26 protein-coding genes and 1 riboswitch are annotated in these 25,735 nt (G+C 42.3%); of the genes, 24 read left to right on the plus strand and 2 right to left on the minus strand.

Annotation, left to right across the window (positions count from 1 at the left end):
• The first annotated feature begins 328 nt into the window (after positions 1–328).
• The 6 genes from truA (at position 329) to ACYVLS_RS01515 (ending at position 5,469) form a co-directional block, all read left to right on the plus strand.
• On the plus strand, positions 329–1,108 hold the full coding sequence (gene truA, locus ACYVLS_RS01490) for a tRNA pseudouridine(38-40) synthase TruA (RefSeq protein ID WP_346025028.1): 780 nt from the start codon (positions 329–331) through the stop codon (positions 1,106–1,108).
• A gap of 12 nt (positions 1,109–1,120) precedes the next feature.
• Positions 1,121–1,858 (plus strand): nucleoside/nucleotide kinase family protein, encoded by a 738-nt coding sequence (locus ACYVLS_RS01495; RefSeq protein ID WP_460320417.1) that lies wholly within the window; start codon positions 1,121–1,123, stop codon positions 1,856–1,858.
• Between the two features lie 151 nt (positions 1,859–2,009).
• Positions 2,010–2,579: a hypothetical protein gene (locus tag ACYVLS_RS01500; protein ID WP_460320419.1), complete on the plus strand. Its 570-nt coding sequence runs from the start codon at positions 2,010–2,012 to the stop codon at positions 2,577–2,579.
• 193 nt (positions 2,580–2,772) lie between these two features.
• Positions 2,773–3,399, plus strand: coding sequence for a class I SAM-dependent methyltransferase (locus tag ACYVLS_RS01505; protein ID WP_460320421.1), 627 nt, complete (start codon positions 2,773–2,775; stop codon positions 3,397–3,399).
• 17 nt (positions 3,400–3,416) lie between these two features.
• Complete coding sequence (locus ACYVLS_RS01510) at positions 3,417–4,118, plus strand: response regulator (RefSeq protein ID WP_460320423.1); 702 nt, start codon at positions 3,417–3,419, stop codon at positions 4,116–4,118.
• Positions 4,099–5,469 (plus strand): sensor histidine kinase, encoded by a 1,371-nt coding sequence (locus tag ACYVLS_RS01515; RefSeq protein ID WP_460320426.1) that lies wholly within the window; start codon positions 4,099–4,101, stop codon positions 5,467–5,469. Before ACYVLS_RS01510 ends, ACYVLS_RS01515 begins: the two co-directional genes overlap by 20 nt.
• 80 nt (positions 5,470–5,549) lie before the next feature.
• Here ACYVLS_RS01515 and ACYVLS_RS01520 read toward each other — a convergent pair whose 3' ends face one another.
• Positions 5,550–6,740: a coenzyme F420-0:L-glutamate ligase gene (locus tag ACYVLS_RS01520; protein ID WP_460320428.1), complete on the minus strand. Its 1,191-nt coding sequence runs from the start codon at positions 6,738–6,740 to the stop codon at positions 5,550–5,552.
• A 199-nt stretch (positions 6,741–6,939) separates the two neighbouring features.
• Between ACYVLS_RS01520 and ACYVLS_RS01525 the strand changes: the two genes are divergently transcribed.
• The 15 genes from ACYVLS_RS01525 (at position 6,940) to ACYVLS_RS01595 (ending at position 23,326) form a co-directional block, all read left to right on the plus strand.
• Entirely contained in the window at positions 6,940–7,674 is a 735-nt protein-coding gene (locus ACYVLS_RS01525) for a MurR/RpiR family transcriptional regulator (RefSeq protein WP_460320430.1), read from the plus strand.
• A gap of 167 nt (positions 7,675–7,841) precedes the next feature.
• Positions 7,842–10,400, plus strand: a complete 2,559-nt coding sequence (locus ACYVLS_RS01530) for a glycoside hydrolase family 38 N-terminal domain-containing protein (protein ID WP_460320432.1) — start codon at positions 7,842–7,844, stop codon at positions 10,398–10,400.
• An 18-nt stretch (positions 10,401–10,418) separates the two neighbouring features.
• Positions 10,419–12,038 (plus strand): PTS transporter subunit EIIC, encoded by a 1,620-nt coding sequence (locus tag ACYVLS_RS01535; RefSeq protein ID WP_460320434.1) that lies wholly within the window; start codon positions 10,419–10,421, stop codon positions 12,036–12,038.
• A 35-nt stretch (positions 12,039–12,073) separates the two neighbouring features.
• Positions 12,074–13,396, plus strand: a complete 1,323-nt coding sequence (locus tag ACYVLS_RS01540) for a 6-phospho-alpha-glucosidase (protein ID WP_460320437.1) — start codon at positions 12,074–12,076, stop codon at positions 13,394–13,396.
• Positions 13,397–13,510: 114 nt separating this feature from the next.
• Positions 13,511–14,632 carry a glycerate kinase family protein gene (locus tag ACYVLS_RS01545; RefSeq protein ID WP_460320439.1) on the plus strand — a complete coding sequence of 374 codons (1,122 nt, stop codon included), beginning with the start codon at positions 13,511–13,513 and terminating at the stop codon, positions 14,630–14,632.
• A 653-nt stretch (positions 14,633–15,285) separates the two neighbouring features.
• Positions 15,286–16,164 (plus strand): mechanosensitive ion channel family protein, encoded by an 879-nt coding sequence (locus ACYVLS_RS01550; protein WP_460320442.1) that lies wholly within the window; start codon positions 15,286–15,288, stop codon positions 16,162–16,164.
• A gap of 84 nt (positions 16,165–16,248) precedes the next feature.
• Positions 16,249–17,055 carry an AAC(3) family N-acetyltransferase gene (locus tag ACYVLS_RS01555; RefSeq protein ID WP_460320444.1) on the plus strand — a complete coding sequence of 269 codons (807 nt, stop codon included), beginning with the start codon at positions 16,249–16,251 and terminating at the stop codon, positions 17,053–17,055.
• A 26-nt stretch (positions 17,056–17,081) separates the two neighbouring features.
• Positions 17,082–17,606, plus strand: coding sequence for a GNAT family N-acetyltransferase (locus ACYVLS_RS01560; protein ID WP_460320447.1), 525 nt, complete (start codon positions 17,082–17,084; stop codon positions 17,604–17,606).
• A gap of 91 nt (positions 17,607–17,697) precedes the next feature.
• Positions 17,698–17,802: riboswitch (TPP riboswitch) on the plus strand.
• A gap of 42 nt (positions 17,803–17,844) precedes the next feature.
• Positions 17,845–18,474 (plus strand): YkoF family thiamine/hydroxymethylpyrimidine-binding protein, encoded by a 630-nt coding sequence (locus ACYVLS_RS01565; RefSeq protein ID WP_460320450.1) that lies wholly within the window; start codon positions 17,845–17,847, stop codon positions 18,472–18,474.
• Complete coding sequence (locus ACYVLS_RS01570; RefSeq protein ID WP_460320453.1) at positions 18,471–19,058, plus strand: ECF transporter S component; 588 nt, start codon at positions 18,471–18,473, stop codon at positions 19,056–19,058. The genes ACYVLS_RS01565 and ACYVLS_RS01570 overlap by 4 nt, the downstream gene beginning before the upstream one ends.
• 49 nt (positions 19,059–19,107) lie before the next feature.
• The gene (locus tag ACYVLS_RS01575) at positions 19,108–20,517 is read left to right on the plus strand and encodes an ABC transporter ATP-binding protein (RefSeq protein ID WP_460320456.1); all 1,410 of its coding nucleotides are present in this window, start codon (positions 19,108–19,110) and stop codon (positions 20,515–20,517) included.
• The gene (locus tag ACYVLS_RS01580; protein WP_460320458.1) at positions 20,502–21,224 is read left to right on the plus strand and encodes an energy-coupling factor transporter transmembrane component T family protein; all 723 of its coding nucleotides are present in this window, start codon (positions 20,502–20,504) and stop codon (positions 21,222–21,224) included. Before ACYVLS_RS01575 ends, ACYVLS_RS01580 begins: the two co-directional genes overlap by 16 nt.
• Positions 21,225–21,463: 239 nt before the next feature.
• Complete coding sequence (locus tag ACYVLS_RS01585) at positions 21,464–21,844, plus strand: GntR family transcriptional regulator (RefSeq protein WP_460320460.1); 381 nt, start codon at positions 21,464–21,466, stop codon at positions 21,842–21,844.
• Positions 21,841–22,740, plus strand: a complete 900-nt coding sequence (gene pmtA, locus ACYVLS_RS01590) for a phenol-soluble modulin export ABC transporter ATP-binding protein PmtA (RefSeq protein ID WP_460320463.1) — start codon at positions 21,841–21,843, stop codon at positions 22,738–22,740. Before ACYVLS_RS01585 ends, pmtA begins: the two co-directional genes overlap by 4 nt.
• Complete coding sequence (locus ACYVLS_RS01595) at positions 22,703–23,326, plus strand: ABC-2 transporter permease (protein WP_460320465.1); 624 nt, start codon at positions 22,703–22,705, stop codon at positions 23,324–23,326. The genes pmtA and ACYVLS_RS01595 overlap by 38 nt, the downstream gene beginning before the upstream one ends.
• Before the next feature lie 103 nt (positions 23,327–23,429).
• Here the strand turns inward: ACYVLS_RS01595 and ACYVLS_RS01600 are convergent, their stop codons facing one another.
• Positions 23,430–23,669 (minus strand): hypothetical protein, encoded by a 240-nt coding sequence (locus ACYVLS_RS01600; RefSeq protein WP_460320468.1) that lies wholly within the window; start codon positions 23,667–23,669, stop codon positions 23,430–23,432.
• A 437-nt stretch (positions 23,670–24,106) separates the two neighbouring features.
• Here ACYVLS_RS01600 and rplM point away from each other — a divergent pair, with 437 nt between their 5' ends.
• The 3 genes from rplM (at position 24,107) to ACYVLS_RS01615 (ending at position 25,349) form a co-directional block, all read left to right on the plus strand.
• A complete protein-coding gene (gene rplM / locus ACYVLS_RS01605; RefSeq protein ID WP_460320470.1) occupies positions 24,107–24,550 on the plus strand; it encodes a 50S ribosomal protein L13 in 444 nt (147 codons plus the stop codon).
• 13 nt (positions 24,551–24,563) lie between these two features.
• Positions 24,564–24,956, plus strand: a complete 393-nt coding sequence (gene rpsI / locus ACYVLS_RS01610) for a 30S ribosomal protein S9 (RefSeq protein WP_460320472.1) — start codon at positions 24,564–24,566, stop codon at positions 24,954–24,956.
• Between the two features lie 147 nt (positions 24,957–25,103).
• Positions 25,104–25,349: a hypothetical protein gene (locus ACYVLS_RS01615; protein WP_460320474.1), complete on the plus strand. Its 246-nt coding sequence runs from the start codon at positions 25,104–25,106 to the stop codon at positions 25,347–25,349.
• Positions 25,350–25,735 lie beyond the last annotated feature (386 nt).

Consider the following 25,735-nt stretch of genomic DNA (forward strand, 5'->3'; position numbering starts at 1 on the left):
GATCTGAATTAATTTGAGTTTGCTAAAGTACGAGGAAGTTCAGCAAACTCGGCAGAAATTCCCGCTGACATTACCCAAGTTGGGCAAAGTTCGGTAAAGTGAGCAGAATGTTCAGCTGGAGTTTACCAAACCGGCATCGCCTTCGGTATACTGAAGGCAGTCGCTCTTGTGAGTTAACCGAAAACCCACCAAATTCGGTAAAGTGAGTAATAAATTCTATTGAGTTAACCAAAGACAGCTCAACCGTAAAAAAAGCAATCAGATACGACACTTTACCTCGCCAACGGCACACATACATATTACTCAACTACAGAAAAGGAAGAACAAGATGACCACATACCGATATAAGGCGCTTATTACCTACGATGGAACAGATTTTGCCGGCTTTCAAATTCAGTCTAATGCACGAACAATCCAGGGTGAGCTGGAAGCATCATTAAAAAAGCTGGCTAAAGGGGAAAAGATTCGAATCCATGGCGCCGGTCGAACGGATGCAGGTGTTCATGCCAGGGGCCAAGTTGTTCATTTCGACTTTCCATTTTTTATTGAACTGGAAGGGATGCAGAAAGCATTGAATGCAATGACGAGCTCTGAAATAGCTGTGACTCATATCGAGCTGACGGACAAAGACTTTCATTCTCGCTTCCAGGCAAAGGGGAAAATGTACCGCTATACAGTAGACAACAATCGCTTCCGGGATCCTTTTTTGAGACGCTTTGCCAGTCATCACCGCTACCCGATGGCTGTGGAGCCGGTTGAAGAAGCCTTGCAGCACTTACTGGGAACGCATGATTTCACTAGTTTTGCCTCTACACACGGAGAAACATCTCACAACACACGAACTATCTACCAGGCAAGCGTCGAGGTAAATGAAGCAGAAAATAAATGGGTCTTTACTTTTATAGGGAACGGTTTTTTATATAACATGATTCGCATCATCATGGGAACCTTACTGGAAGTGGCGGACGGCAGACGTCCGGCTTCAGATATCCCTGTTATTCTTGAAGCAAAAGATCGCGAAGCAGCTGGAAAAACAGCGGCACCTGAAGGCTTATGTATGGAACGGGTCTATTATGATGAGGAAGACATTCCAGGCAGGCAAAAATAAGGAGGCAGCGTGATGGTTAAAAAGACGTATACAGTAACTGGACTGCCGGTTGAAGCCGAATACAGTGACCGCGAAGTGGAAGAGCTGTTTGTGCCACTTTTGAACACCTTGGTTCAGTTAAGAAAAAACAAGGGTAAGCGAGTCATTGCTTTTCTGTCGGCGCCGCCGGGTTCAGGAAAAACAACCCTGTCTCTATTTCTGGAAGATTTATTCAAAGAACGTCATTCTAACTACTCATTCCAGTCTATTTCAATGGATGGCTTTCATCAGCCAAACCGATACCTGGACCGTCATACGATTAACCGGGAAGGTAAAGAACAGCCGCTGAGGAAGTATAAAGGCATTCCGGAATCCTTTGATGCAGAAAAGCTCACTGAACGCATCACGGCACTCACTTCACGTGAAAAAGTGGAATGGCCGACCTATGATCGTCTGCTTCACAATGTCTCTGACAAAACGGAAGAGGTAGATGCCGATATTATCCTGGTTGAAGGGAATTACCTCCTGTTGGACAAGCCGGTTTGGAGAGAACTTAAACTATTAAGCGACTATACGATTGCCATAAACGCAGCGATGGATGAACTCGAAGAACGTCTGGTTGAAAGGAAGCAAAGAGGAGGGACCTCTCCCGAAGAAGCCTATCAGCACGTTTTACGTACAGATAAACCAAATGCCGAGCTGGTACTGAACCATTCCCAGACGGCTGATTTAGAATTAACTTTAAAAGACGGAAAATTAAAAAAAAGCTAAGCCATAACAACCTTGTTTTAAGTAACGAATAGTCTGTCAGAAGACTGTCCAGTTGCTTAAAATGAGGTTTTTTATTTTGTTTAAAAAATCCATTTTTTCTCCATAACTGATGACTATACTGAAGGTACAAAGAAATAGGAGGATGGAAAATATGAAAAAATTACTCATAGGTACACTCATAATAGGTGGCTTTACAGGCTCTGCACTCGTATCGGACCAGCTCTTTTCAGTAGCTGCATCAGAGGTTGAAGAAGTAGAAGAGAGAGAAGACGACTGGAACTGGGAAGAACACAGAAATCAAATGGGAAGTCACATGAACAGCATGCATGGAAGCCGAGGTCGCAGACAGTCTGACCGATTCAGAGACCGCGAAGAGTTGACTGAAGAAGAATGGAATGAACAGCAGGAATTAATGGAAGAAAGACACAACAGCATGTGGGAGAAGAGAAACGAAGCCTTTGAGAACGATGAATTAGATGATGAGTTCAGCCCAGGCAATCGCTTCTTCAATAACCGCCGACAGCACATGACCGGTTTTAACTTTGACTCCTTCGAAGATATGAGAGAGTGGATGGAGGAGATGCATGAATCCTTTTCTACTAGAAGAGGAATGCGTTACAGGTTCCAGGATGAAGAACTAGAAGACCTAGAGGACGGAGAATATGAGAGACCATTAAATCGCGGTTTCATGCGACGGTTTAACAGTGAAGAGAGAGACTAAATCTTAAACTAGGTATAGAATGAAAAGACATTTCATGAAAGAAGGGCAGTCTGACTTCTTTTGTGAAATGTTCTTCTATATAAACAAGAGTGCTGATTGTAGAAGCCTCCCATTATCCGTTATACTTTACCTATGGAACAACAACAATTAGACGTTAAGAAATCATTAATAATCGTAGAGGAGAGACTGTCAAATGGCTCACTCAAATGAAACAATAAAAAAGCGGTACGACCGTGTGTCCGGTCTATACGATATCATGGACCGTATGATGAAAGACAAGTGGCGTGAGGATCTACTGAAAGACGTCAAAGGTAAAGTGCTGGAAGTAGGGATTGGAACAGGCAAGAATCTTTCATTTTATCCTGAGGGTATTGAATTGACCGGCGTTGATTTCAGCCCGAAAATGTTGAAAAAAGCGCAGGAAAAAATAGATGAGTCAGCTTTGTCCTATCCTGTGATACTTAAAGAGATGGATATACAGCAGCTCGATTTCTCTGATAATACCTTTGATTATGTTGTGTCAACGTGCGTATTCTGTTCTGTTCCAGACCCCGTAAAAGGATTAAAAGAACTGAAACGCGTCTGTAAACCGGATGGAAGAATAATTATGCTTGAGCATATGAGAAGTGACAATAAAATAGCCGGCAAAGTAATGGATTTGCTGAATCCTATCCCTGTAACTATCTGGGGAGCAAACATCAATCGTGATACACTAAAAAATATTGCAGAAGCCGGTTTGACCTTTGAAAAAAAAGAAGATTTGGCAGGAAGTATTGTCAGAAAAATGAAAGTCTCACCAAATAAAACGCATATTACGTGAAAAGGAGTCTCCTCTATATGAATATACTGGTTGTGGATGATGAACAGTCCATTCTAGAAATTGTCGAAGCTTATTTGACCAAGGATGGCCATAAAGTCTATAAAGCAAAAAATGGAGAAGAAGCGTTTGAGCAGTTCGGCATGGAGTCGATAGACTTTATTGTTTTGGACATCATGCTTCCAGATTATTCAGGATGGGAGATCTGTGAACAGATTAGGCAAGAATCTGATGTACCCATTATCCTGCTAACAGCCCGTTCAAATGAACAGGATGTCATAAAAGGCCTTCAACTGGGAGCTGATGATTATATAAAAAAACCGTTCAGTCCGAAAGAGTTACTGGCACGTATCAGCACCGTCAGCAGGCGGCTGAATTCCAAGCGTGAAACGGAAGAAAAATGGGTGTTTAATCAGGGGCGTCTGGTGATTTTTCCAGAGCAGCTGGAGGTTCTGGTAAATCAAGAGCGGGTCATTTTGACACACACTGAATTTGATTTATTGAGAATAATGGCAGGCGAACCGAAACACGTTTTTTCACGAGAACAGTTACTTGAAAAGGTAAAAGGTCTGGAAGCGACAGCTATGGACAGAGTCATTGATTCGCACATCAAGAACCTGCGATCAAAAATAGAAGAAGATCCTAAAAAACCAGAGTATATCGAAACCGTTCATGGGGCAGGCTACCGGTTTGGAGGGAAATATGAAAAAAACACTATTTAGCCATTTATTCATTTATATTTTAAGTGGAAGTATACTCGTTATCGGACTATTTAGCTTGATGACCTTTCAAATAGCCGGAGACCGCTTTGATGATTATCTAAGTGATCGTTTTTTAGCCGAAAGAGAAGAAGTAGTTGAATCGATTGAGTCGGCTTATTTAGGAGACAACACCTGGGACAAGCAGTTGCTTGATGTGGTTTTACAGAATGCCATGCATAACCACATTGTTTTGCGCCTGGAAGATTCAGAGGGGGATGACATTATTAGTCAAGAGTCTTCTCCTAGGAGACAGCACATGAGAGGGATGCGGATGGGCGGACTGACTCCTGGAGAGGACTGGCTTGAAGAAGAAGTGACTCTCGAAATACAAGGAGAACAGGCGGGAACGCTTTTCCTGACGTACCCGGGTATACAGAGTTACTCAGCTGAAGAAGAAGGATTTCTTGAGGAATTAATGTGGCTGATTTTTATGATGGGGGTGCTGTCAGTAGTGATTGCAGTCCTTCTCGCTTATTTGATATCCAAACGGTTGAGCAGACCGATTGCAGAAACGAGTCAAATGACTCAGGCATTAGCAAAAGGGGAGCGCATCACACATACGTCCGCAAATGAAAACATTAGAGAACTGGCATCTTTGCATAACAGTGTAATGACTTTGGCAGAACAATTGGAGCAGCAGAAACAAATACGCGATCAGCTGGCATCAGACCTTGCTCATGAAGTACGGACACCACTGACTGCACTGCAGGGAAATATAGAAGCAATGATAGATGGTGTGTGGGAGGCGACGCCAGAGCGTTTAATTAGTTTGAATAACCAGGTCAAACGTTTGACCCATTTGGTTCAGCTTATTGATCAACTCGAAACGACCGATGCAGCTAGTGGAAAACTGGCTATCGAAAATGTCAAACTTAAAGAACTTGTTGAGACGAGTGTACTGGCCTTTGAACAGCAGGCAAATGAAAAAGCCATTCGAATGAGCTATCACATACCAAATATAATTATCGAGGCAGATAAGAATAAACTTGCGCAAGTTTTAACGAATTTACTGGTTAATGCCATTAAGTTCACCCCGGAAAAAGGGTCCATTACCGTGGATGCAAAAGAAGAAAAGGATACTTTACTGCTGACAGTAAGAGATACAGGCATGGGCATTCCTCCTGAAAATCAGCCCTTTGTTTTCGAGCGGTTTTATCAGGTGGAACCGTCACGTAACAGCGAACTGTCTGGTCAGGGAATCGGGCTGGCTGTTGTAAAAAGTATTATAGAGGCTCATCAAGGAAGCATTGAACTAAACAGTCAAATGGGGCAAGGCACTGCCTTTATTATCAGGCTGCCATTAAAGCAATAAAAAGAGAATGACCAGCAGTCTGTTTAGGACTGTCTAGCCATTCTCTTTTTGGTAATTTTTATAGTAAATGTCTATCCATTTTAGTGCGTATAGTTGTCGAAGTACCCCTGAATGTAAATGATTGGTGTACCTTTGTCTCCGCTTCCGGAGGTCAAGTCTGACAATGACCCAATCAAATCAGTCAGACGTCTTGGCGTTGTTCCCTGAGCTTCCATGGCTCCAACCAAATCAGCCTGTTTATTAACGATATGTTCAGATATAGCCACTTTCAGATCTTCGCCACGAAGATGCGAGAAGTTGTTGTCAGCCAAATATTTCAGCTTCACTTCATTAGGTGTGCCGTCAAGGCCAGACGTATAAGCCGGAGAAACGACCGGGTCAGCCAGTTCCCAGATTTGTCCAACAGGATCCTTGAAGGCACCGTCACCGTAAATCATGACTTCAACCGTCTTTCCTGTGATGTCTTTCAAACGTTCTTGGATGGCATCGACTAAAGGTTGACCGTCATTTGGAAACAATTTGACGGTTTCTTCTGTTGCCTTGTTTGAACCCAAGAGTCCATAAGCAGAATTAAAACCACTGCCGTCAATCGGTGAAGACAGAACGTCATCTAGACCATATACACGCTCGGCACCAGCAGCTGTTACCAGTCGTTTCGTACGGAAGCGGCTGTGAATGTCGCAAGACAGTACATTTTTCGTGTAGTCTACGATGGTTTTTGCATCATTTGAAAAGATGACTTCACACTCAGCGCCTTCTTCTTCAACGAGAGATTTATAGAAGTCGATGTAGTCCACACCGGTAAAGGGATGTTTGTCGTAGCCGAAGTAATTTCTAAAATCAGCTTCGTTCAATACGTCTGACCATGGATTGATGCCGTTTTTATCCAAGTCATCCAGTGACACCAAGTGATTGCCAACCTCATCTGACGGGTAGCTCAAAAGCAGAACAACTTTTCCAGTTCCGCGGGCAATACCTCTTAATATATTAGAGAAACGGTTACGGCTCAAAATCGGGAAGACAACTCCAACTGTTTCACCATCATATTTCCGACCGACATCTGTTGCGATATGGTCAAGTGTCGCATAGTTTCCTTGCGCACGAGCAACAATAGATTCGGTAATGGTTACGATGTCACGGTCCATAATCTCGTAACCTTCTTTATCAGCGGCTTCCAAAACGGTATCCACAACGATGGACTCCATGTTGTCCCCTTCGTTGATAATCGGACTGCGAAGCCCACGTACAACTGTTCCAACTGCTCTACTCAAACTGATCTCTCCTAAATAGTTTAAATTATTTTAATTAATAGTAAAATAGGCTCAAAAACCCTTATATAGTATACCTAAAATGTGAAAGGATTAAAATCACATCTGACTATTTTAGTGTAGAAAGGCATTCCATCCTGTCACAAGTTTCAAGTACAATAGATTAATAAGCACATTCGATGTATATAAAGGAGCAAATTTAATGTACCGAGTTATTCATCAGCTAAATGAACGTAATTTTGATCGACCTATTACTAAAAGTGAAGCAGCCGTTCTAGATTACCTCAAAGAAAATTTCAGAAAAATCCCTCATGAAACCGTGGTAAAGATAGCACAGGAGAGTTATACCTCTCAAGCGACCATCAATCGTACAGCCAAACTGCTTGGATTCAAGGGGTTCAGTGAATTGAAGTATGCTATTAAAGAAGATGTGGACTTAATAAATACAGGGACGCATAATCATATTCGCAACACAGAATATATTTTGTCAAAAATAGATTTTGAAAGCGCAGACTGTTTAATTAAAGAACTATTTAGAAAAAGACAAAAGTTACTTCTATTCGGTCTCGGGGCATCCAATGTATCTGCTCAATACATGGCCAGGCAGTTGCATTATCTAGGTATTCCAGCAATTGTCGTCTCCGAGCTGCAGATGCTGAAAAGCTTTCAAGACTACACTATTTTAATCTTATCCAGTTCTGGAGAAACCCAGCGCTGTCTTCAAATCATGCATGATGCAAAAAAAGTGAATATGGATGTATTATCCATAACTAAAACACACTCATCAATTATGGAAGGAAGCTTGTGTGCTTTTCATCATGATGTGGCTATCGATAAGATGGACGGAATATCACGTGAGCAGCAGCTGCATATGATTTTAATGATAAACGAAGTTATCAACAAATTGAAGTGGCAGTATTTTTCTGCGAACAATTAATAGATATAAGTGGGAGATAGAGCCAAAGGTCATTTTATGTAATGGCCTTTTTGTTAGGGGTTGGATTAAATCCTTTTTGGATAATTATCCGTAGTTTTGGAAAGCACTTACACGATTAAGGTTTATACTTAGTTTACAAATAAAGCACTTACATGAAGGAGATTATTATGAATAGAGATATACAGATTCTGATGCACACCCATTGGGATCGTGAATGGTACTTTACAAAAGACGAGACTAAAGTTCTCTTGCGTAACCACATGCAGGAAGTAATGGAGTACCTGGAAAGTAATCCAGATGCCATTTATATATTGGATGGGCAAAGTGTGATGATTGATGATTATCTTGAAATGGAACCGGATGCAGAAGACAGAATGAGAAGCCTTGTAGACAATGGCCAATTAAGAGTAGGACCCTGGTATACCCAGACAGACTTGCTGCTTGTTCACGGCGAATCCATTTACCGAAACCTTTATTACGGAATCAAACGTGCGAGAGAATTTGGTAATCCTATGCTGGTAGGCTATGCGCCGGATACATTCGGTCACGCCAGCCAAATGCCTCAGATCTATAAACAGTTTGGAATTGAGTCATCCTTTTTCTGGAGAGGCTTCAGTGAGCTGAAAGCTGAGAAATCAGACTTCTCATGGAGAGGCATAGACGGCACGGAAGTCGTTGGGGTCAACCTTGCAACTGGTTACCAAGGCGCAAAGTATCTGGAAAATGAGGACGAACAGTTACAAGCTCGGATGCAGAAAATCATGTCTGTATTGGATAAGTACTCTGCCTCGAATGCCCGTCTCATTATGAACGGTCATGATCAGATGCCTATTCAAAAAAATATTAAAGAGGTCATGGAAAAAATCCGTCGACTTTACCCTGAAGATACTGTCAGGATAAGTGATTTCGAATCATACGTAGAGGCTTTGGACAAGCAATCGCTTGAAGTAGTATCCGGGGAATTGATTGACAGCAAACATGCCCGTATCCACCGTACCATCGGGTCGACTCGAATGGACATCAAACTACTGAATACGGAAATAGAGAACAAGTTATACAATGTACTTGAGCCGCTTGCTGTAATTGGAGAAAAAGCGGGGATACCTTATCCCCACAGTGTTGTTGAAAAGATTGCAAAACTTCTGTTTGGCACTCATGCCCATGACAGTATCGGAGGATGCAATTCTGATAAAGTGAATCAGGATATCAAGCAGCGCCTGCTGAACGCTCTGGAAATGGTGGATACTCAGATTGAACTTCACCTGCGTCTGTTGACAATGGGAGATAAAGAAAATGAGTATACAATAGCTGTAGTGAACGGCTTGCCTGAAAAACGCGAGAATCAGACAGTGACCTTTGACATGCTGACACGATCGCAGTCGTTTGATTTGTTCGATGAGAGTGGAGAGAAAGTCGCATACTCAATTATTTCTCAGCATGAAGAAGATGCGGGGCTGATTGACAGACAAGTGGCTGCTCGCCTACAGGATATCAAAGTCTGGAGAACTTATATTGCTGTAAACGTTAAATCAATCGAGGGATTAAGTGCTGCTTACTACACGTATCAGGAAAAAGATGACAGCGTCAGTCAGCCGACTGAAGAAACCGGTGGAAGCATTGAAAATGAATACGGACGATTATCAGTCGTGGATAATAAACTTCAATATGAATCCTTGAAAACAGGCAAAGTTTATTCCAACGTTCTTTCCATTGAAAACAGCGGCGATGCTGGTGACAGCTATGATTATTCTCCTCCGGTAAAAGACTGGATTATCACCAGTGCAGAGTCGGCCAGAATCAGTCATTCGGTCAAGAAAACGGAACACTATCAGAAGATGGCTGTTGAGTTGGTGATGTCAGTTCCTGAGACAAGCCAGGATAGAGAAAACGAAGAAGCAACGAAAGAAATCAGCTTTACGGGAGAGTTCACCCTTTATCCAAATGATTCAAAAGTTCATGTAGAACTTAACCACACCAATCAGACTTTTGATAACCGCTACCGAGCAGTCATTCAAACCGGCATTCAAACGGACCAGGTGAAAGTAGATGGGTACTTGAGTACGCAGGATAAAGACGTATACAACGAAAAGGCTTTGGAAATCTGGGAAGACGATAACTGGGTTGAAAAACCTGTCAGTATTGAAACGGCTCAAAGCTTTGTAACATTGAAGGATAAAGATAAGCAGTGTACGGTTTATACAGAAGGCCTTAAAGAGTACGAAGTACTGGAGGACCGCATACACCTGACGCTGTTTAGAACATTCTCTCATTTAGGTAAACGCAACTTGGTGAATCGACCGGGGAGACCATCAGGAATTGAGATTGAAACGCCTGATAATCAGTTGATAAATGAATCCTTTACTTTCCGATTTGCCTTTGACTTTACTGGGACAGAGCAGGAAAGCAGACGAGCGAAAGAATTCTTGACACCTTTGGTAGGTTACCAGCAGAAAGAATTCAACCGCTTCAATATCAATCCGAGAAACACAGTTACTAAGACACATGACTTTCTATCTCTTGATTTAAATGAACTGACAGTTTCGGCTGTGAAGCTGACTGAAAAAGGAGACTTGTTCCTTAGAGTATTCAACCCTTCAGCTACTAAGATAACAGTTGATTTACCAGGCGTATCTTATCTTGCAAATCCTATGGAAGAGAAGGGTGAAGAAATAAATAATTTAGCGTTAAAACCACAAAAAATCGGTAATGTCATCATTAAACGATAAAAGAAAAGGAGTTTTACCATGACAAATTTTAAGAAAAATTTCCAGAGTTTCGGAAAGTCGTTACTGTTTCCCATTAGTCTCTTATCATTTATGGCTATATTTCTAGGCCTCGCAGCTGCGCTTCAAAATCCAAACATCATTGCAGGAGCACCGTTTTTAGGCAATGAAACCCTACAGAATATATTTGGACTCATTAGACGGATTGCCGGATTGCCTTTTGGGCACTTGCCTTTGTTGTTCGCTATGTCTATTCCTCTAGGTATGGTCAAGCGAGACAAGGAAGTTGCCGTTTATGCCGGAGCGGTTGGCTATATCGCCATGCTTTTAGGTATGAGTTATTTCCTGCAGGTCCAGGGCTTTACAGCTGACACCACCTCTATAGACTATCTGATGAACACTGAGGGGCTAAGCCAGGTTGAAGCGACACTCCAGAACTCATTATTCACTCAGACTTTAGGAATTTTTGTTTATAACACAAATGTTATCGGAGGAATCATTGCAGGTCTGATGGGCGTATTCCTTCACAATAAATTCAGAGAAACTGAGTTGCACCAGTCTTTAACTTTTTACAGCGGAAAACGATTTGTACCAATCGTGGCTGCACTAGTGATGGTTGTCGTGGGACTACTCCTGACATTTGTCTGGCCGCTGGTTAATATGGCTATTATCTGGACAGGTGAATTGATCAGTGAGAGTGGATATTTTGGAACCTTCCTATACGGCTTCACTGAAAAAATCATTAATCCGACTGGGCTGCATCACATTTTGAACCAGACATTCAGATTCACAGCATTGGGCGGAGTTGAAAACATCGAAGGGGAGTCACTGGTTGGAGCGTTACAGATTTACTTGTATCAGTTGGACAACAACTTGCCATTCTCCACTGAGGCAACACAGTATCTTGCCCAAGGGAAAATTCTCCACATGGTATTCGGCATGCCTGCTGCAGTATTAGCGATGTACAAAATGGCACTACCTGAAAAAAGAGACCGTGTACTGAAGTTCTTCCTTGCAGGTTTGACAGCCGTTATTCTGACAGGAATCACTGAACCCATTGAGTTTACATTCATCTTTATCTCTCCAGTACTTTGGATTGTCAATGCCATCTTTGCTGGGCTTGCTTTCTTAATTCCGGCACTGTTCGGAGTTGCAATCGGAAATATTCAAGGTGGGATTATTGACTGGATCGTATTCGGAGTCTTCCAGGGGATGGATACACGCTGGTACATTTTCTTAATCGCAGGACCTATTTTCTTCGCCATGTACTATTTCAGTTACACATTCATCATTTCAAAATTTAATGTCATGACTATCGGACGACGAGCAAATGATTTTGACGATGAGGAAGAAGAGTTTGAAGGTGTTACAGTAGAAGAAGCAGACCGCAAGACAGCTGAGTATATCGTAGATGGACTTGGTGGCATGAGCAATATTGTAGATGTTGACAACTGTATCAGCCGCTTGAGAGTAGAAGTGAAAGATGGGCAGCTGGTTCAGGAAGATTTACTGAAGAAAACTCAGCCGAATGGAATCGTCAGACCTGATGGTACAACGGTTCATGTTGTCTATGGTGGTCGAATTTCCAAGATGAGAAACATTGTGGATAATTACATGTATGAGTTGAAAAATAATCAGTAAGACTGAGATTGAAATAGTAAAGGAGAGTTTTGACAATGAAGAAAAATAACATTGTATTAGTAGGGGGCGGGTCAACATGGACGCCAGGAATTTTAAAAGCCATGACAACCCATTTAGATGAGTTTGCTCTGAACCGAGTAGTCTTATACGACATAGACGAAGAGCGTCAGGAAGTCATCGGTGAGTTTGCCAAGATTCTATTTAAGGAAGAGGCCCCGGAAGTCGAACTTGTCTATACGACAGATAAGGAAGAAGCGTATAAAGATGTCGATTTCGTCTTTTGTCAAATGCGAACGGGCGGCTTCGCCATGCGTGAAAAAGATGAAAAGATTCCCTTAAGCTTTGGCGTGGTCGGTCAGGAAACATGTGGTCCAGGTGGATTTGCATATGGTCTTCGTTCAATTAAAGATATGGTTGAAATGGTTAACGATGTCAGACGCATCAGCCCGAATGCCTGGATTCTGAACTATACAAATCCAGCGGCGATTGTAGCCTTGGCTCTGGATAAACTCTTCCCTGAAGAAGATAAGATTTTAAACATCTGCGATCAGCCTGTGAACCTTTTGCGTTCATATTCTAAGCTGATTGGTCATGATGTCAATAAACTTGAACCTGTCTACTTTGGGTTAAATCATTTCGGCTGGTTCACCAATATATATGACGAAACCGGGAAAGACCGGGCACCTGAATTAAAGGATATTATCCTGAACGGCGGCTTCAGACCTGTCGATGCAGAGCAGCGTGATCAGTCGTGGCTTGACACCTATGCAATGGTGGAAGATATGCTGATAGACTTCCCTGAGTATCTGCCTAATACGTACTTGCAGTATTATCTGTATCCTGAATACAAAGTATCCACTTCCGATCCGAATCGTACACGGACCGATGAAGTAAGAGACGGCCGGGAAAAGAAAGTATTTGCTGAATGCCGTGACATTGTCCAAAAAGGAACAGCCAAGGATTCCAAAGTCGTACACAATGATGCCCACGGGGACATGATGGTGGAAGTGGCAGCTTCTATAGCAAACAACCTGCGCAAAACCTTTGTAGTGATGGTAAGAAATGACGGAATCGTTTCAAATTTACCGGACGACAGTATGGTTGAAGTAGCCGCTTCACTTGGAGCAAACGGGCCTGCTCCATACGCAGTAGGAAAAATCGATACCTTCTACAAAGGATTAATCGAGAACCAGTATGCGTTTGAAAAGTTAACGGTGGAGGCTTACATGGAAGAGTCTTATGGCAAAGCACTGCAGGCTCTTACCTTGAACCGTACAATTGGCGATGCGAAAAAAGCGCGCAAAGTGCTCGATGCTTTAATCGAAGCGAATGCCGCGTATTGGCCTGAACTGAAATAAGCGGTAATAAGGAAGCGTGACGGTTAGTTTCCGTCACGCTTTTTTACTATACTGAATAGTAACTAAAGTGATACTGTTCAAATAAACCACAGAGAAATTAAAGGAGTAAAAAAGATGAAAATAATTGCAGCAATCGATTCCTTCAAGGGATCGATGACAAGCGAGCAGGCGAATCAGGCAGTAAAAAGAGCCCTGCCGCAGCACGAAGTCATCAATTTCCCCATAGCTGATGGAGGAGAAGGAACAGTGGATGCCTTCACCGCCCTTGAGAAAGGTGACATAGTTACGCAGACAATCACTGGGGTAAATGGCACTCCGTATAAAGGGAAATGGGGCTGGATATCAAAAGATAATACGGCTGTGATTGAAGTCGCTGAAGGAGCCGGCATCATTCAGGCGAAAGAAGACACTTTCCATCCTAGAAATCATACAAGTTTTGGTGTCGGTGAGCAGATTAAGCACGCACTTGATTACGGTGCAGAAACCATCATTCTTGGCTTGGGTGGGAGCGCAACAGTTGATGGGGGAATAGGCATGCTTCAGGCTCTAGGTGTGACATTTAAAGATGCAGACAATGAGCCCTTACCGATACTGCCCGTCAATTTGGCAGAGGTGCAATCTATTGATACCACTCATCTTGATGAGCGGCTGAAAAAAGTAACCATTGAAATGGCTTCGGATGTGTCCAATCCCTTGCTGGGAGAAAATGGAGCCGTTTCGGTTTTTGGTGAACAAAAAGGTCTCTTGAAGGAAGAGATGTCGCATTACGAAAAGACTCTGGTTCATTATGCAGAACTAATCAGTCGGGCCACTGGTACAGACCATAAATATGAAGCAGGGGCAGGAGCCGCAGGCGGTATTGGGTTTGCGGTTCAGTCTTTCTTTCAATGCAAGTTTCAAAGTGGGCTTACCTTATTAGCTGAACGGGGAAAGTTGCATCTGCTGCTGGAGGATGCAGACTGGGTTATAACCGGAGAAGGTAAATTTGATAATCAATCACTCCAAGGTAAGGTTCCGATTGGCATAAGCCGCATGTCAAAAAAATCAGGCGTATCAGTGCTAGTCTTTGCCGGAAAAATTGAAGAAGGCTTAACTCATTTTCCTGAAGAAGGGATTAAAGCAATCCTGCCAATTGTTGATGCACCAATGTCTTTAAAAGAAGCCATGACTAATGGTCCTATCCTTCTTGAGAGAGCAGTCAAGCGGGCTTTTCACTTGATTGAATCAAATAGGTAGATAAAAATCTACAGATTTTTATCTCTCATCATGAAATCAATTATCTTAGCTAGCCAACTGAGAGAGTCGTGGAAGAGCGAGTTGACCATCCTGGCGCCCAGCTATCTAACTGAGAGAGCATGGGAAGAGCGAGTTGTCCATCCTGGCGTCCAGCTATCTAACTGAGAGAGCATGGGAAGAGCGAGTTGTCCATCCTGGCGTCCAGCTATCTAACTGAGAGAGCATGGGAAGAGTGAGTTGACCATCCTGACGTGTAGCTAGCCAACTGAGAGAGTCGTGGAAGAGCGAGTTGCCCATCCTGGCGCCCAGCTAGCCAACTGAGAGAGCATGGGAAGAGCGAGTTGTCCATCCTGGCGTCCAGCTATCTAACTGAGAGAGCATGGGAAGAGCGAGTTGCCCATCCTGGCGCCCAGCTATCTAACTGAGAGAGCATGGGAAGAGTGAGTTGACCATCCTGACGTCTAACTAGCCAACTGAGAGAGTCGTGGAAGAGCGAGTTGTCCATCCTGACGTCCAGACATCCAACCAGCCGAATGCTTCTCCCAGAACACAGGTGTCGAGTGCAAATTCTCAAAAAAGAATACGCTTAATGATAAACTGAGAGAAATAGAGCATTATCCAGTATGTCATAAACGTTAAGGACGTGAATACACTTGCAGACGATACGAACATACGCAGAGGCTTATCCAATTATTGCTAACATCATTATTTTTGCTTTAGTATCAGTGGTTCTGCTTATACTGAGACGCTTTTTGATGAACCGTATGTACAACCGGCTGAAAAACACGAGTAACTGGTATGTGACGCGCAAGGTAGCCAAGTGGATAAATAACCTCATGCTGGCCATACTCTTTCTCTACATATTTGGAAGTAACCTGACTGGCTTTACAACAGCCATTGGGTTGGCGGGTGCCGGGGTTACCTATGCTTTGAGAGAAGTCATCGTCAGCTTTGCCGGCTGGTTTGCCATTTTATTTGGAGACTTTTTCAACACAGGCGACCGAGTGCTCCTAGGAAGCACCAAAGGAGACGTCATCGATATTGGCGTGCTGCGGACGACTTTGATGGAAATGGAAGAATGGGTGGATGGTGACCAGTACACCGGCAGAATTGTCCGTGTGGCGAATAGCTCCATTTTTACGGCTCCTGTATACAATTACACCGCTGATTTTCAGTTTCTATGGGATGAAATCCATATTCCCCTTCGGTTCAACAGTGACATTGACTATGCAAGGGCCATGCTTTTGGAGGTAGCTGATGAGGTCATTGGAACGTATCATGAACAGTCTGAAAGAGAATGGACAGAGATGAAACGTCGATTTAGAATAGAGAATGCTTCACTGAAACCCCAGGTGTTTGTCTCATTTGATGACAACTGGGTTAAAGTCAGCCTCAGGTATGTTGTAGGTACTAGAGAACGCCGTAAAATCAGAGACGAGCTCTTCCGAATGATATTGAAACGAATTAAAGCATCTGAAAATAAACTTCAGCTGGCCTCTGAGACCATTGAAATCGTTCCATCAGAAGATTAAAATAAAGAAGAGAAAAAGCCTGGATCATTGCTTTTGATGCAGGCTTTTTACATAAATAGTAAATAAAATAAGGAAGTGAACGTTTTGGGAGAAGACCTGATAAAACGAACCCGCTATCCAAACACTGTGCAGTCGATTGCAAAAGAGTTGAAGGAGCTGGGCTTAAAGAAAGATGCTATTGTTCTGGTGCATAGCTCTTTATCAAAAGTCGGCTGGGTTAACGGTGGTGCAGCCGCATTTATAGATGCATTGATGACCGTGATTGATCCGGAAGTCGGCACTTTAATTATGCCAGCACAGCCGGGAGACTGGAGCGAGCCGTCTAACTGGCAGAACCCACCCGTTCCGGAAAGCTGGTGGGAGACTATTCGGGAAACAATGCCTGCTTTTGATCCGGATAAAACACCTTGTCCGTCGATGGGAGTAGTGGCTGACTTGTTCCGAACCTATCCGAATGTGAAGAGAAGCAGTCATCCAGCGGTATCCTTCTGTGCCTGGGGAAAAGAGGCGGAAGAACTGACAGCAGACCACAGCCTCAACTTTGGCTTGGGAGAGCAGTCTCCTCTGAAAAAGCTTTACGATAAAGATGCCCTGGTTTTAGCTGTTGGAACGGATTATGATACGTCGACGGCGATGCACCTGGGAGAATACCGCGCCCCTAACCCGGCCCTAACTGAAGAAGGGGCTCCGATTCTGGACAACGGTAGACGAGTATGGCAAACCTATACTGATATTGAGTTGAACGAAGATCAGTTCATTTCAGTTGGTAAACAACTGGAAGACAAAGGGTTAGTCACTCAAGGTCAGATAGGGAATGCCCAGACCAAATTATACAGACTAAGAGGCGCAGTAGATCAATCAGAACTGTATTTTACTGAATTCAGAAATTAGACTAAATAATAAAAGAGGAAGAAAAAATGCAGATAAGATTTGAAAGAGTCGGACTGAACGAGCTGGAGACACTTCAGTCAATTAGCATTGAAACATTCAAGGACACATTCGAGAAAGATAATACTGAACAGGATATGGCTGATTACTTGTCTACTGCCTGTAGTAAAGAAAAGTTGAAAGCGGAACTTGAAAACGATAACGCCTTTTTCTATTTTCTATACTTTGAAGATGAGCTGGCTGGCTATATGAAGCTTAATCTTAAAGAAGCGCAGACAGAGAATATTGCCCCGGCTGGCTTGGAAATCGAGCGGATTTATATTCGAAAAGACTATAAGCGTAAAGGCTTGGGATCAATAATGCTAGATAAGGCTTTCGAAATGGCTGAAAAGCAAGACTGCACAAGTGTCTGGTTGGGTGTGTGGGAGCATAATGAACCGGCGAAAGCTTTTTATAGAACAAAAGGATTCGAGAAAGTCGGAACGCACTCTTTTTACATGGGAGAAGATAAGCAGCTGGACTGGATTATGCAGGTAAAGCTGTTAGAAAAGTAAGCAATTGTTGGTAAAATGCTTTGAATAGTTAAAAATGTATTGTAATCATTCCTGTGACTTGGTATAGTAACTATGGAATAAAAAATTAAATACGGAAGATCCTGGGAGTCTCGAATTGGAGGCTGAGAGTGATGTATATCAGACCAGTAACCTGATCAGCGTAATGGCTGCGTAGGAAGTATCTTATATATTATGGCTCTTTCCTATGGATTTTTTTCGTTTGGAGGAGTATTTTTTTATGTCAAAAAACTATGTCAACTACGGAAGTTGTGCAGCTGGAAAGCCTGGTTCCACTATGGAAACCACTGGCGCACGGTTTAACTTATCACCAATGAGTGATGATTTTTTCTCAATTATTTTGGGGGCAATCAAGCAAGTCGATTTATCGAAAGTATGGGCGGAGACTGATCATATTTCTACCGTTTACCGGGGAAAAGAAGAAGCTGTCTTTGATGCACTGAAAGCGGCGTATCTCTATGCCTATAAAGAAGGCGTGCATATGACGCTGGAGGCTACTGTTTCAAAAGGCTGTCCTGGTGATTCAGACAGTGATTACACACTGGAAATGGATAACCCACGCGTCAACAATGAAGAAACAAAAGCTATCGACTTCCCGGTTATCGGAAAATTTGCCTTATATCCAATGGGCTCGGACAATTACATGGGCACCATTGCAAAAGTGGTCAACGAAGGTATTGACCGCGGTGTGGTGACCGGATCTGGTCATTACGGCACTAATCTGGGCGGCAGCTCACAGGAAGTCTTCGACTATTTAGAATATGTCTCCAACACTGTAGGTAAAGAAGTCAGTCACTACGTCAGCCAGTTCACTCTGCACTGCAATGTACCAGAAGGAGATGTCCAATGAACAGAAAACCATTAAGTCTCAGAGACTATTTACTCATGTCACTGATTGCCGTTGTTTTTGGGATTGTCTTTTTAATGGCTGTATATGCAGGAACGGCTTTGACTGCTGTACTGACACCGATGGGACTCGGCATACTCGGCTATGAACCTTTTTATGGTATCTGGTACTCGGCAGCCCTCGTCACTACCTACATGATTAGAAAACCGGTAGTCGGTGTTGTCACTGAAGTGGCCACTGCACTCGTGCAGATTCTTTTAGGGAATATGTTCGGAGCCATCGTACTGATTTCCGCTTTTATTCAGGGGATGGGCGTCGAGCTGGCCTTCTTTGCTACTCGGTATGAAAAATATACCTATAAAGTATCGATGCTGGCTGCCGTGATTACCACACTATTCTCCTTTGTCTGGACAGGTTACAGGGACAACTACCTGGCTATGAACGGGGGTATCGTCCTGGCGATTTTCGTCATCCGTCTGTCGAGCGCCTTGTTCTTCACCGGTTTCGTGGCGAAATGGTTGTGCGACAAGCTGGATGAAGCCGGCGTATTGAATCACAACCTGAAAGCCAGTGAAGCCGTTGAGTGAAACGGTTCTGTCAATTGAAAATTTGACATTTGAAATAGAAGGAAAAAAGTTGATTGACCAAGTCAGTCTTGATATTCAAGCGGGTGAGACCGTCCTTCTCTGCGGGAGAAGTGGCAGTGGGAAGAGCACCCTGGCTAATTTGATAAACGGCTATTATCCTGAGTACGGTGGAAAACAGTCTGTTGGCCGACTTGCCATAAAAGATCAGGATATAAGCGGGCAGTCGGTAGTGGAGCGCTCAGACAAAGTGCAGACGATTTTCCAGAATGCGCGGCTGTCATTTTCCATGCGAACGTTGAGAGAGGAAATGGTCTTCTGCCTGGAAAATACCCGGACACCTCTATCAGAAATTAACGGCATCATCGAGGAGAAAGCAGCTGCCTTTCAACTGACTGATTTGCTGGACCGATCTTTTGACGACTTGTCTGGAGGGGAACTGCAGAAAGCAGCTTTTGTCTGTGCCTCGCTGACCGATGTGCCGCTCTTTATCATGGATGAACCCTTTGCCAATATGGATGAAGACACGATGCAGACTTATACTAGCTATATCAAAGAGCTGACTGCCAATGGGAAAGCTGTTCTGATTATCGACCATCACGTCAAAAGGTGGATGGGTGTAGACCGCTGGCTTCTGATGGCTGGCAATCAGCAGCTCACGGATTTGTCTGAGCTGACCAATCAGCAGGATAAAATTAGTCGATTGATAGAAGAAGGAATCTGGCTGGATGAGCTAGAATTAAACAGAAATCCAGTTCAATCGGATGAGTCTATATTAGAACTGGACGGTGTATCCGTTTTTTATGAAGAAACCGTCCGCCGTTCATTCTTCAAAAAAGAAACCACGGTTCATACACTGATAGAGGACGCCAGCTTTGAACTGAAAAAAGGGTCACTTGCTGCCTTGATTGGCCCAAGTGGTGTCGGTAAATCGTCATTATTCAAGGCGATTTTAAAAGCGTCCCCTTACAAGGGAGACATTCGACTTAATCAAGATGATACAAAGAAGCTTAAGCCTAAAGACCTCTATGCTCAAGTGGGCCTAGTGTTCCAGGATCCATCTCTGCAGTTTGTCAAAACAACCCTCTTAGAGGAGATGGCAGTCAGTCTGCGAGCTTGGGAGACGGTTGCGGAAAGCCAGGTTGAACCGGAAGCGAGAGCGATTTTGGCTAAACATGGCTTCGAACAGAAAGAACAGCAGTCACCCTGGGTTATCAGTCAAGGTCAGCAGCGCCGTCTGGCGGTCATCTGCATGACTGTCGGCAAGCAGCAGCTACTCTTAGTTGATGAGCCGACTTACGGACAGGATGCGACCAATGCCAAACTGATTATGGATAAACTCAGTGAACTGTGTCAGGCAGGGATGACTTGCCTGTTTACCAGTCACGACCGTCATCTGGTTGACGCTTATGCTGATCAAATTTTTGAAATCAAAGAGAAGAAGGTGTGGAAGCAAAGATGATTGATTCAATCAACCCGACCGCAAAAACAGTCGGAATTCTTTTAGGCAGTATCGCTTTAGGGCTTACTTTTGAGTGGCGAGTCAATCTGGCTGTTTCATTTTTAGGGATACTGTTTCTAGCTACTTCCAGGCGCACCGAGCCTGCCCGGCTGATGAAAGTAATCCTGCCGCTTGCGGTGATTTCGATGAGTTACTTCTTTACCGGCTGGCTATTTAGTTCCCAAGGCGTTCAATTTGCTTCTGGCGCTTCTGATTTAGCCTTGCCGACAGGACGAGATTTGGTGAATGGATTGAATCTGAGTTCGCGCATTTTTGCTTTTGCGATGCTGGGAATCAGTTACGGAATGACAACAGACTCCGGTGAACTGATTGCCAGTCTAATTCAGCAGGCTAAGATGCCGATGAAGATGGGCTACGCTATTTTGACCGCAGTGAACCTGACCTCACTTATCAAGACTGAACATGAACAGTCCAGATTGGCGCTTCAGGTCCGAAATATTCCTGTGAAGCCTCTGGACAGCAAGCCACTTTTTACGATGATGGTCCGAATGGTACGCTGGTCAGAGCGTTTATCTTTAGCTATGGAGTCCAAAGGCTTCAGCGAAGACCGCGTGATGCAGCTGCAGATGACCATCAAAAAAAGAGATATTCTTTTTGCAGGTGGACTGCCACTGTTTATTATTTTGTTAAGTCTTTTTATAGTGTAACTAGTTTCGTTTGAGTTGTAATAAATATGAAGCCAATATATCTGGCAATACGAAATGCCTTCAGGTTAAATACCTGGGGCTTTTTTGTGTTTACTTAGGTTTAAACTTGAATGTTTTAAGGGGTTCATATGAGATAGATTTGTATTTTAAATATTTAATTTTGTCATAAAATAGGGTTTACTTTTAACAATAAAAGTGTGTATAATGAATATACACAATATAATCATTTAGGAGGAGTTATGAATATACTTCTTTCGAGAACGACGGATAAGCCGATATATGAACAAATTAAAAATCAGATAAAGAAAAGTATTCTAAGCGGTGAGATGGTTGAAGGCGAGTCCCTGCCGTCAATGAGAAAGCTGGCTAAAGATTTGGAAGTCAGCGTAATAACAACTAAACGGGCATATGAGGATTTGGAGGCAGAAGGTTATGTAACGTCACTTGTGGGGAAAGGCACTTTTGTAGCTAAACAGGACGTAGATATTTTAAAAGAAAGTAAAGTTAGACAAATAGAAGACAATTTTAAAATCCTCATAGAGGATGCCAAGATGATTGGTTTATCGCTCGAAGATCTCCATGTACTTTTAGAAAACAAATTTAAGGAGGAAAGTGAATGACTAGAGATGCGATTGTATTAAAAGAGGTGAGTAAAACATTCGAATCTTTTTCAATAGACAAGCTAAGCTTTAGTGTAAAAAAAGGCTATATCACAGGTTTAATAGGCCCGAATGGTTCTGGAAAGACAACTACAATCAGGATGATTATGGGTTTGCTCAAATCTGGCCGTGGTTCAATAAAGATTTTCGGAGAAGAGATGGCAGGAAATGAAGAAAAGATAAAAGAACGCATTGGATTTGTCTGTCCTGAAAATAGCTATTACGATCACTTATCAGTTAAACAGACAGGTCGACTGGTCTCAGCTTTTTATAGAAAATGGGATAATGACCTCTTTTCTCACTACATAAACCTATTTGAACTACCTCTGAAATCCAAAGTCAGTCAATTATCAACGGGTATGAAAATGAAGTTGTCTTTATCTCTTGCACTCTCTCATCATGCTGACTTGATCCTCTTGGACGAGCCGACATCTGGACTAGACCCCCTTGTAAGAAGAGAGGTACTGGATATTTTGTCTGACATTATTCAGGATGAAGACAAAACGATTCTATTTTCAACGCATATTCTTAATGACTTAGAAAGAGTCGCAGACTACATTGTATTTTTAAACAAAGGACAGTTAGTGTGCAGTCAGTCAAAAGAGCAATTGCAGGATGAATTTAAGCTGATTAGGGGACCATCTGTACTATTGGACGCAGAGTTGAAAAGTTTGTTTATTCATCTAAAAGAGACAGATATGGGATTTCAGGGCTTGTCGAAAGAGCACCAGGCTTTCAAAGAGTTGTTTGGAGAGAAGGTACTGATTGAACCTACTTCAATAGAGGATATCATGGTGTATACACTGAAAGGAGAGCCTCATGCAAGCATTACTAATGAAAGAGTACTTAGTGAATAGAAAGCAAATTGTAATTGATTTCATTTTTTTAGCTATATTAATTCTTCTGAGAGGAATCATTGGGAATATACTATATCTTGGAATATTACTTAGCTGTTTTTCCCCTATCTCAAGCGAACTCAATGAGGGAATTGATAATGATATACTAATCAACAGCCTACCCGTTTCACGAGGGAAAATAGTGTTAAGTAAATATCTGTACAGCCTACTGACAGGGGTGTTTTATCTAGTTATTGTGTTTTTGATAAGTCTGTTCAATGGTCATTTTGAAGTCATTAGGGTTGGTGAATTGTCAGTAGCATTCTTGATTATCGCCTTGTATTTATCAGCGTATTATCCACTAAAATATTTAGTTGGAAAAGGGTTTGCTGTATTTAGTTTTATCGGCCATTTTATTATTCTATCCGCACTAGTTTATTCAGTATATATTCAAGGAGAGAACTTTGACTATTGGGGATTTCAAAGCTTGTATGATATGCTTTCTACACTTCAAATTATTATTTTAGTCATTCTTTTCTCATCAGCTTTACTGACGGTATCATATAGATTTTCAAGGGGATTGTACAGTCGTGAAGATTTCAAATAGTGAAGTGGTAGAAGAATAACTTTTCAGGTCAAAGAATTATTAAGAATACGAAAAGAAAGACCAAAGTTGATAGACTTTGGTCTTTCTTTTCGTAAATAAACGACTACTTACTTAACTTCTGTTTTTCCTTTTCATACTCTTCTTCCGAAATATCTCCTCGGGCGTATTCTTCTTCGAGAATATTTCTTACAGAATCATTGTCTTTAGGGTAGGTTCTGTTGTCCAGTATCTTCTTTAATACGACAAAAAGCAGAAGACCTAGTAGGATAAGAAAAATAACGATTCCGAGTATAATGTATATTTCAACGGGACCACCAAACAGGGTGTAGATGAAAAAATGCATGGGAACGCCTCCTCACGATTCTTTTTTTAATTATATCACAAGCGTTGCATGGTCATAAAGTATCACATGTATGTAAAGAGCAGGCCTGTTACATTCGAGAAAAAATAGAAGACTTAAGTGTTAATTTAGGTGGGAGTGTCTGATACTCTGAAAAAGCTTATACCGGCACTCTAGCATAATCGGTCCAAGGTGGTGATAGAGTAAGGAAAAAAAGTACAATTTATTTCAATTAAATCAGCTTTTCATGTTGACATTCATACTCGTTCGCGTTAAGATATAAGACGGTATTGTTTGCCGCCACTGTAGGCCTCGGAAACTTATATTGGATCAAACAATGAGAGTCTTTCCCCATTATATTAGCTCGGTACAGCTAAAGCCCGGGAAAGCAATTATTGCAGAAAATTGAATTTTGAATGAAAAATTTGGAGGTTAAGATCGTGCGTACAACATTTATGGCAAATGAAAGCAACATTGAACGCAAATGGTATGTAGTCGACGCTACAGACATTCCTTTGGGACGTCTATCAACAGTCGTTGCATCTATCCTACGCGGAAAAAATAAACCAACGTATACACCACACGTAGACACTGGTGACCACGTTATCGTAATTAATGCAGGCGAAGTAAAATTAACTGGTAAGAAAGCAAGCGACAAGATTTATTCTCGTCACTCAGGACACCCAGGTGGATTGACTCAAATGTCAGCTGGAACAATCCGTGCTCAAAGACCGGAACGTTTAATTGAAATGTCAATTAAAGGTATGCTTCCACACAACTCATTAGGACGCAAGCAAGTTAAAAAACTTCACGTATACGCTGGCCCTGAGCACAAGAACCAAGCTCAACAGCCAGAAACACTAGACATCACAAACTTGATTTAAGGAGGGACATCCATTGGCACAAGTACAATATAAAGCAACAGGTCGTCGTAAGAACTCAACAGCTCGTGTAATCATGACTCCGGGTTCTGGTAAAATTACTTTCAACGGTAAAGATATTTCTGAATATTTAAACTTTGATCACTTACATTTAGTAGTAAGACAGCCACTAGCTGTAACTGATACAGTAGACAGCTATGACATCTCAATTAATGTTCACGGTGGTGGATTCTCAGGACAAGCAGGCGCTGCTCGTCACGGAATCGCTCGTGCACTATTACTTGTAGATCCTGATTTCCGTTCAGCACTGAAATCAGCTGGACTTCTAACACGTGACCCACGTATGAAAGAACGTAAAAAACCAGGTCTTAAAAAAGCGCGTAAATCTCCACAATTCAGTAAACGATAAGAATACTGTGTATATGGAAATGGAGAACCCCATCAAAAATGGGGTTCTTTTTTTTAAGCACAAACCAGTTTGCTGAATTGTGACAGTTTGCTAGAGCCGTAGGAACGAAGTGACGTACGGATATAGTATGCGTAATGAGTGAAACGAATGAAACGAATGGAGCCTCAAAACGTTACCTTCTGGGGGATTCATGTGTTGCTCAAGAGATACAACAGCGAACCGCAATCAACAATAAATAAAGCAACAACTATAGAGGTGGTGGAACATATGACTCCAAAAGAAAAAATGCAGAAGCTGATAAAGAACAAGCAAGGCGGCGGAAAAGATATCCAAAGAAGTACAGCCAAAAACGACCAGAAGTACATGCGAAAAGCTCCGATTATATTTAAGTAAGCTTCTATACAGTATTTCAAGACACTTTCCTTCTGAAGGTGTTTTTTATATGTCTAACCGAAAACCGACCGTTCAAACAAAGAACTACCTTTTTACTAGACTGAGTCACAAAATTTCTCAAGTTCTCTCAAGTTCTCTCAAGTTCTCTCAAGTTCTCTCAAGTTCTCAGTCAAGTGTTATCGCATTACTTTTGTAATAGTGCCGTTTTGAAAGCTAGAATGTGATATGATTTTAATAACCGAATAAGAGTGATAGTATAAGCTGGATTTTATAATGAAGTTAGCCACCTAGGCTAATATAAAAAAACGCCATGTGAATTTCATGTTATATTGAAGTTACCACTAACTCTCAATAGACAGGATGAATTCACATGACGCACTCTAACG

Source organism: Alkalibacterium psychrotolerans, from assembly GCF_054784355.1.

What these genes read in the sequence shown, in the direction of transcription:
- ACYVLS_RS01560 (WP_460320447.1), top strand. Translation starts at nt 17,082, where the DNA reads ATGCAGATAAGATTTGAAAGAGTCGGACTGAACGAGCTGGAGACACTT.
- pmtA (WP_460320463.1), top strand. Translation starts at nt 21,841, where the DNA reads ATGACTAGAGATGCGATTGTATTAAAAGAGGTGAGTAAAACATTCGAA.
- ACYVLS_RS01540 (WP_460320437.1), top strand. Translation starts at nt 12,074, where the DNA reads ATGAAGAAAAATAACATTGTATTAGTAGGGGGCGGGTCAACATGGACG.
- ACYVLS_RS01505 (WP_460320421.1), top strand. Translation starts at nt 2,773, where the DNA reads ATGGCTCACTCAAATGAAACAATAAAAAAGCGGTACGACCGTGTGTCC.
- ACYVLS_RS01495 (WP_460320417.1), top strand. Translation starts at nt 1,121, where the DNA reads ATGGTTAAAAAGACGTATACAGTAACTGGACTGCCGGTTGAAGCCGAA.
- ACYVLS_RS01535 (WP_460320434.1), top strand. Translation starts at nt 10,419, where the DNA reads ATGACAAATTTTAAGAAAAATTTCCAGAGTTTCGGAAAGTCGTTACTG.
- ACYVLS_RS01615 (WP_460320474.1), top strand. Translation starts at nt 25,104, where the DNA reads ATGAAACGAATGGAGCCTCAAAACGTTACCTTCTGGGGGATTCATGTG.
- ACYVLS_RS01595 (WP_460320465.1), top strand. Translation starts at nt 22,703, where the DNA reads ATGCAAGCATTACTAATGAAAGAGTACTTAGTGAATAGAAAGCAAATT.
- ACYVLS_RS01565 (WP_460320450.1), top strand. Translation starts at nt 17,845, where the DNA reads ATGTCAAAAAACTATGTCAACTACGGAAGTTGTGCAGCTGGAAAGCCT.
- ACYVLS_RS01515 (WP_460320426.1), top strand. Translation starts at nt 4,099, where the DNA reads ATGAAAAAAACACTATTTAGCCATTTATTCATTTATATTTTAAGTGGA.
- ACYVLS_RS01500 (WP_460320419.1), top strand. Translation starts at nt 2,010, where the DNA reads ATGAAAAAATTACTCATAGGTACACTCATAATAGGTGGCTTTACAGGC.
- ACYVLS_RS01525 (WP_460320430.1), top strand. Translation starts at nt 6,940, where the DNA reads ATGTACCGAGTTATTCATCAGCTAAATGAACGTAATTTTGATCGACCT.
- ACYVLS_RS01585 (WP_460320460.1), top strand. Translation starts at nt 21,464, where the DNA reads ATGAATATACTTCTTTCGAGAACGACGGATAAGCCGATATATGAACAA.
- ACYVLS_RS01600 (WP_460320468.1), bottom strand. Translation starts at nt 23,669, where the DNA reads ATGCATTTTTTCATCTACACCCTGTTTGGTGGTCCCGTTGAAATATAC.
- ACYVLS_RS01510 (WP_460320423.1), top strand. Translation starts at nt 3,417, where the DNA reads ATGAATATACTGGTTGTGGATGATGAACAGTCCATTCTAGAAATTGTC.
- ACYVLS_RS01545 (WP_460320439.1), top strand. Translation starts at nt 13,511, where the DNA reads ATGAAAATAATTGCAGCAATCGATTCCTTCAAGGGATCGATGACAAGC.
- ACYVLS_RS01570 (WP_460320453.1), top strand. Translation starts at nt 18,471, where the DNA reads ATGAACAGAAAACCATTAAGTCTCAGAGACTATTTACTCATGTCACTG.
- truA (WP_346025028.1), top strand. Translation starts at nt 329, where the DNA reads ATGACCACATACCGATATAAGGCGCTTATTACCTACGATGGAACAGAT.
- ACYVLS_RS01530 (WP_460320432.1), top strand. Translation starts at nt 7,842, where the DNA reads ATGAATAGAGATATACAGATTCTGATGCACACCCATTGGGATCGTGAA.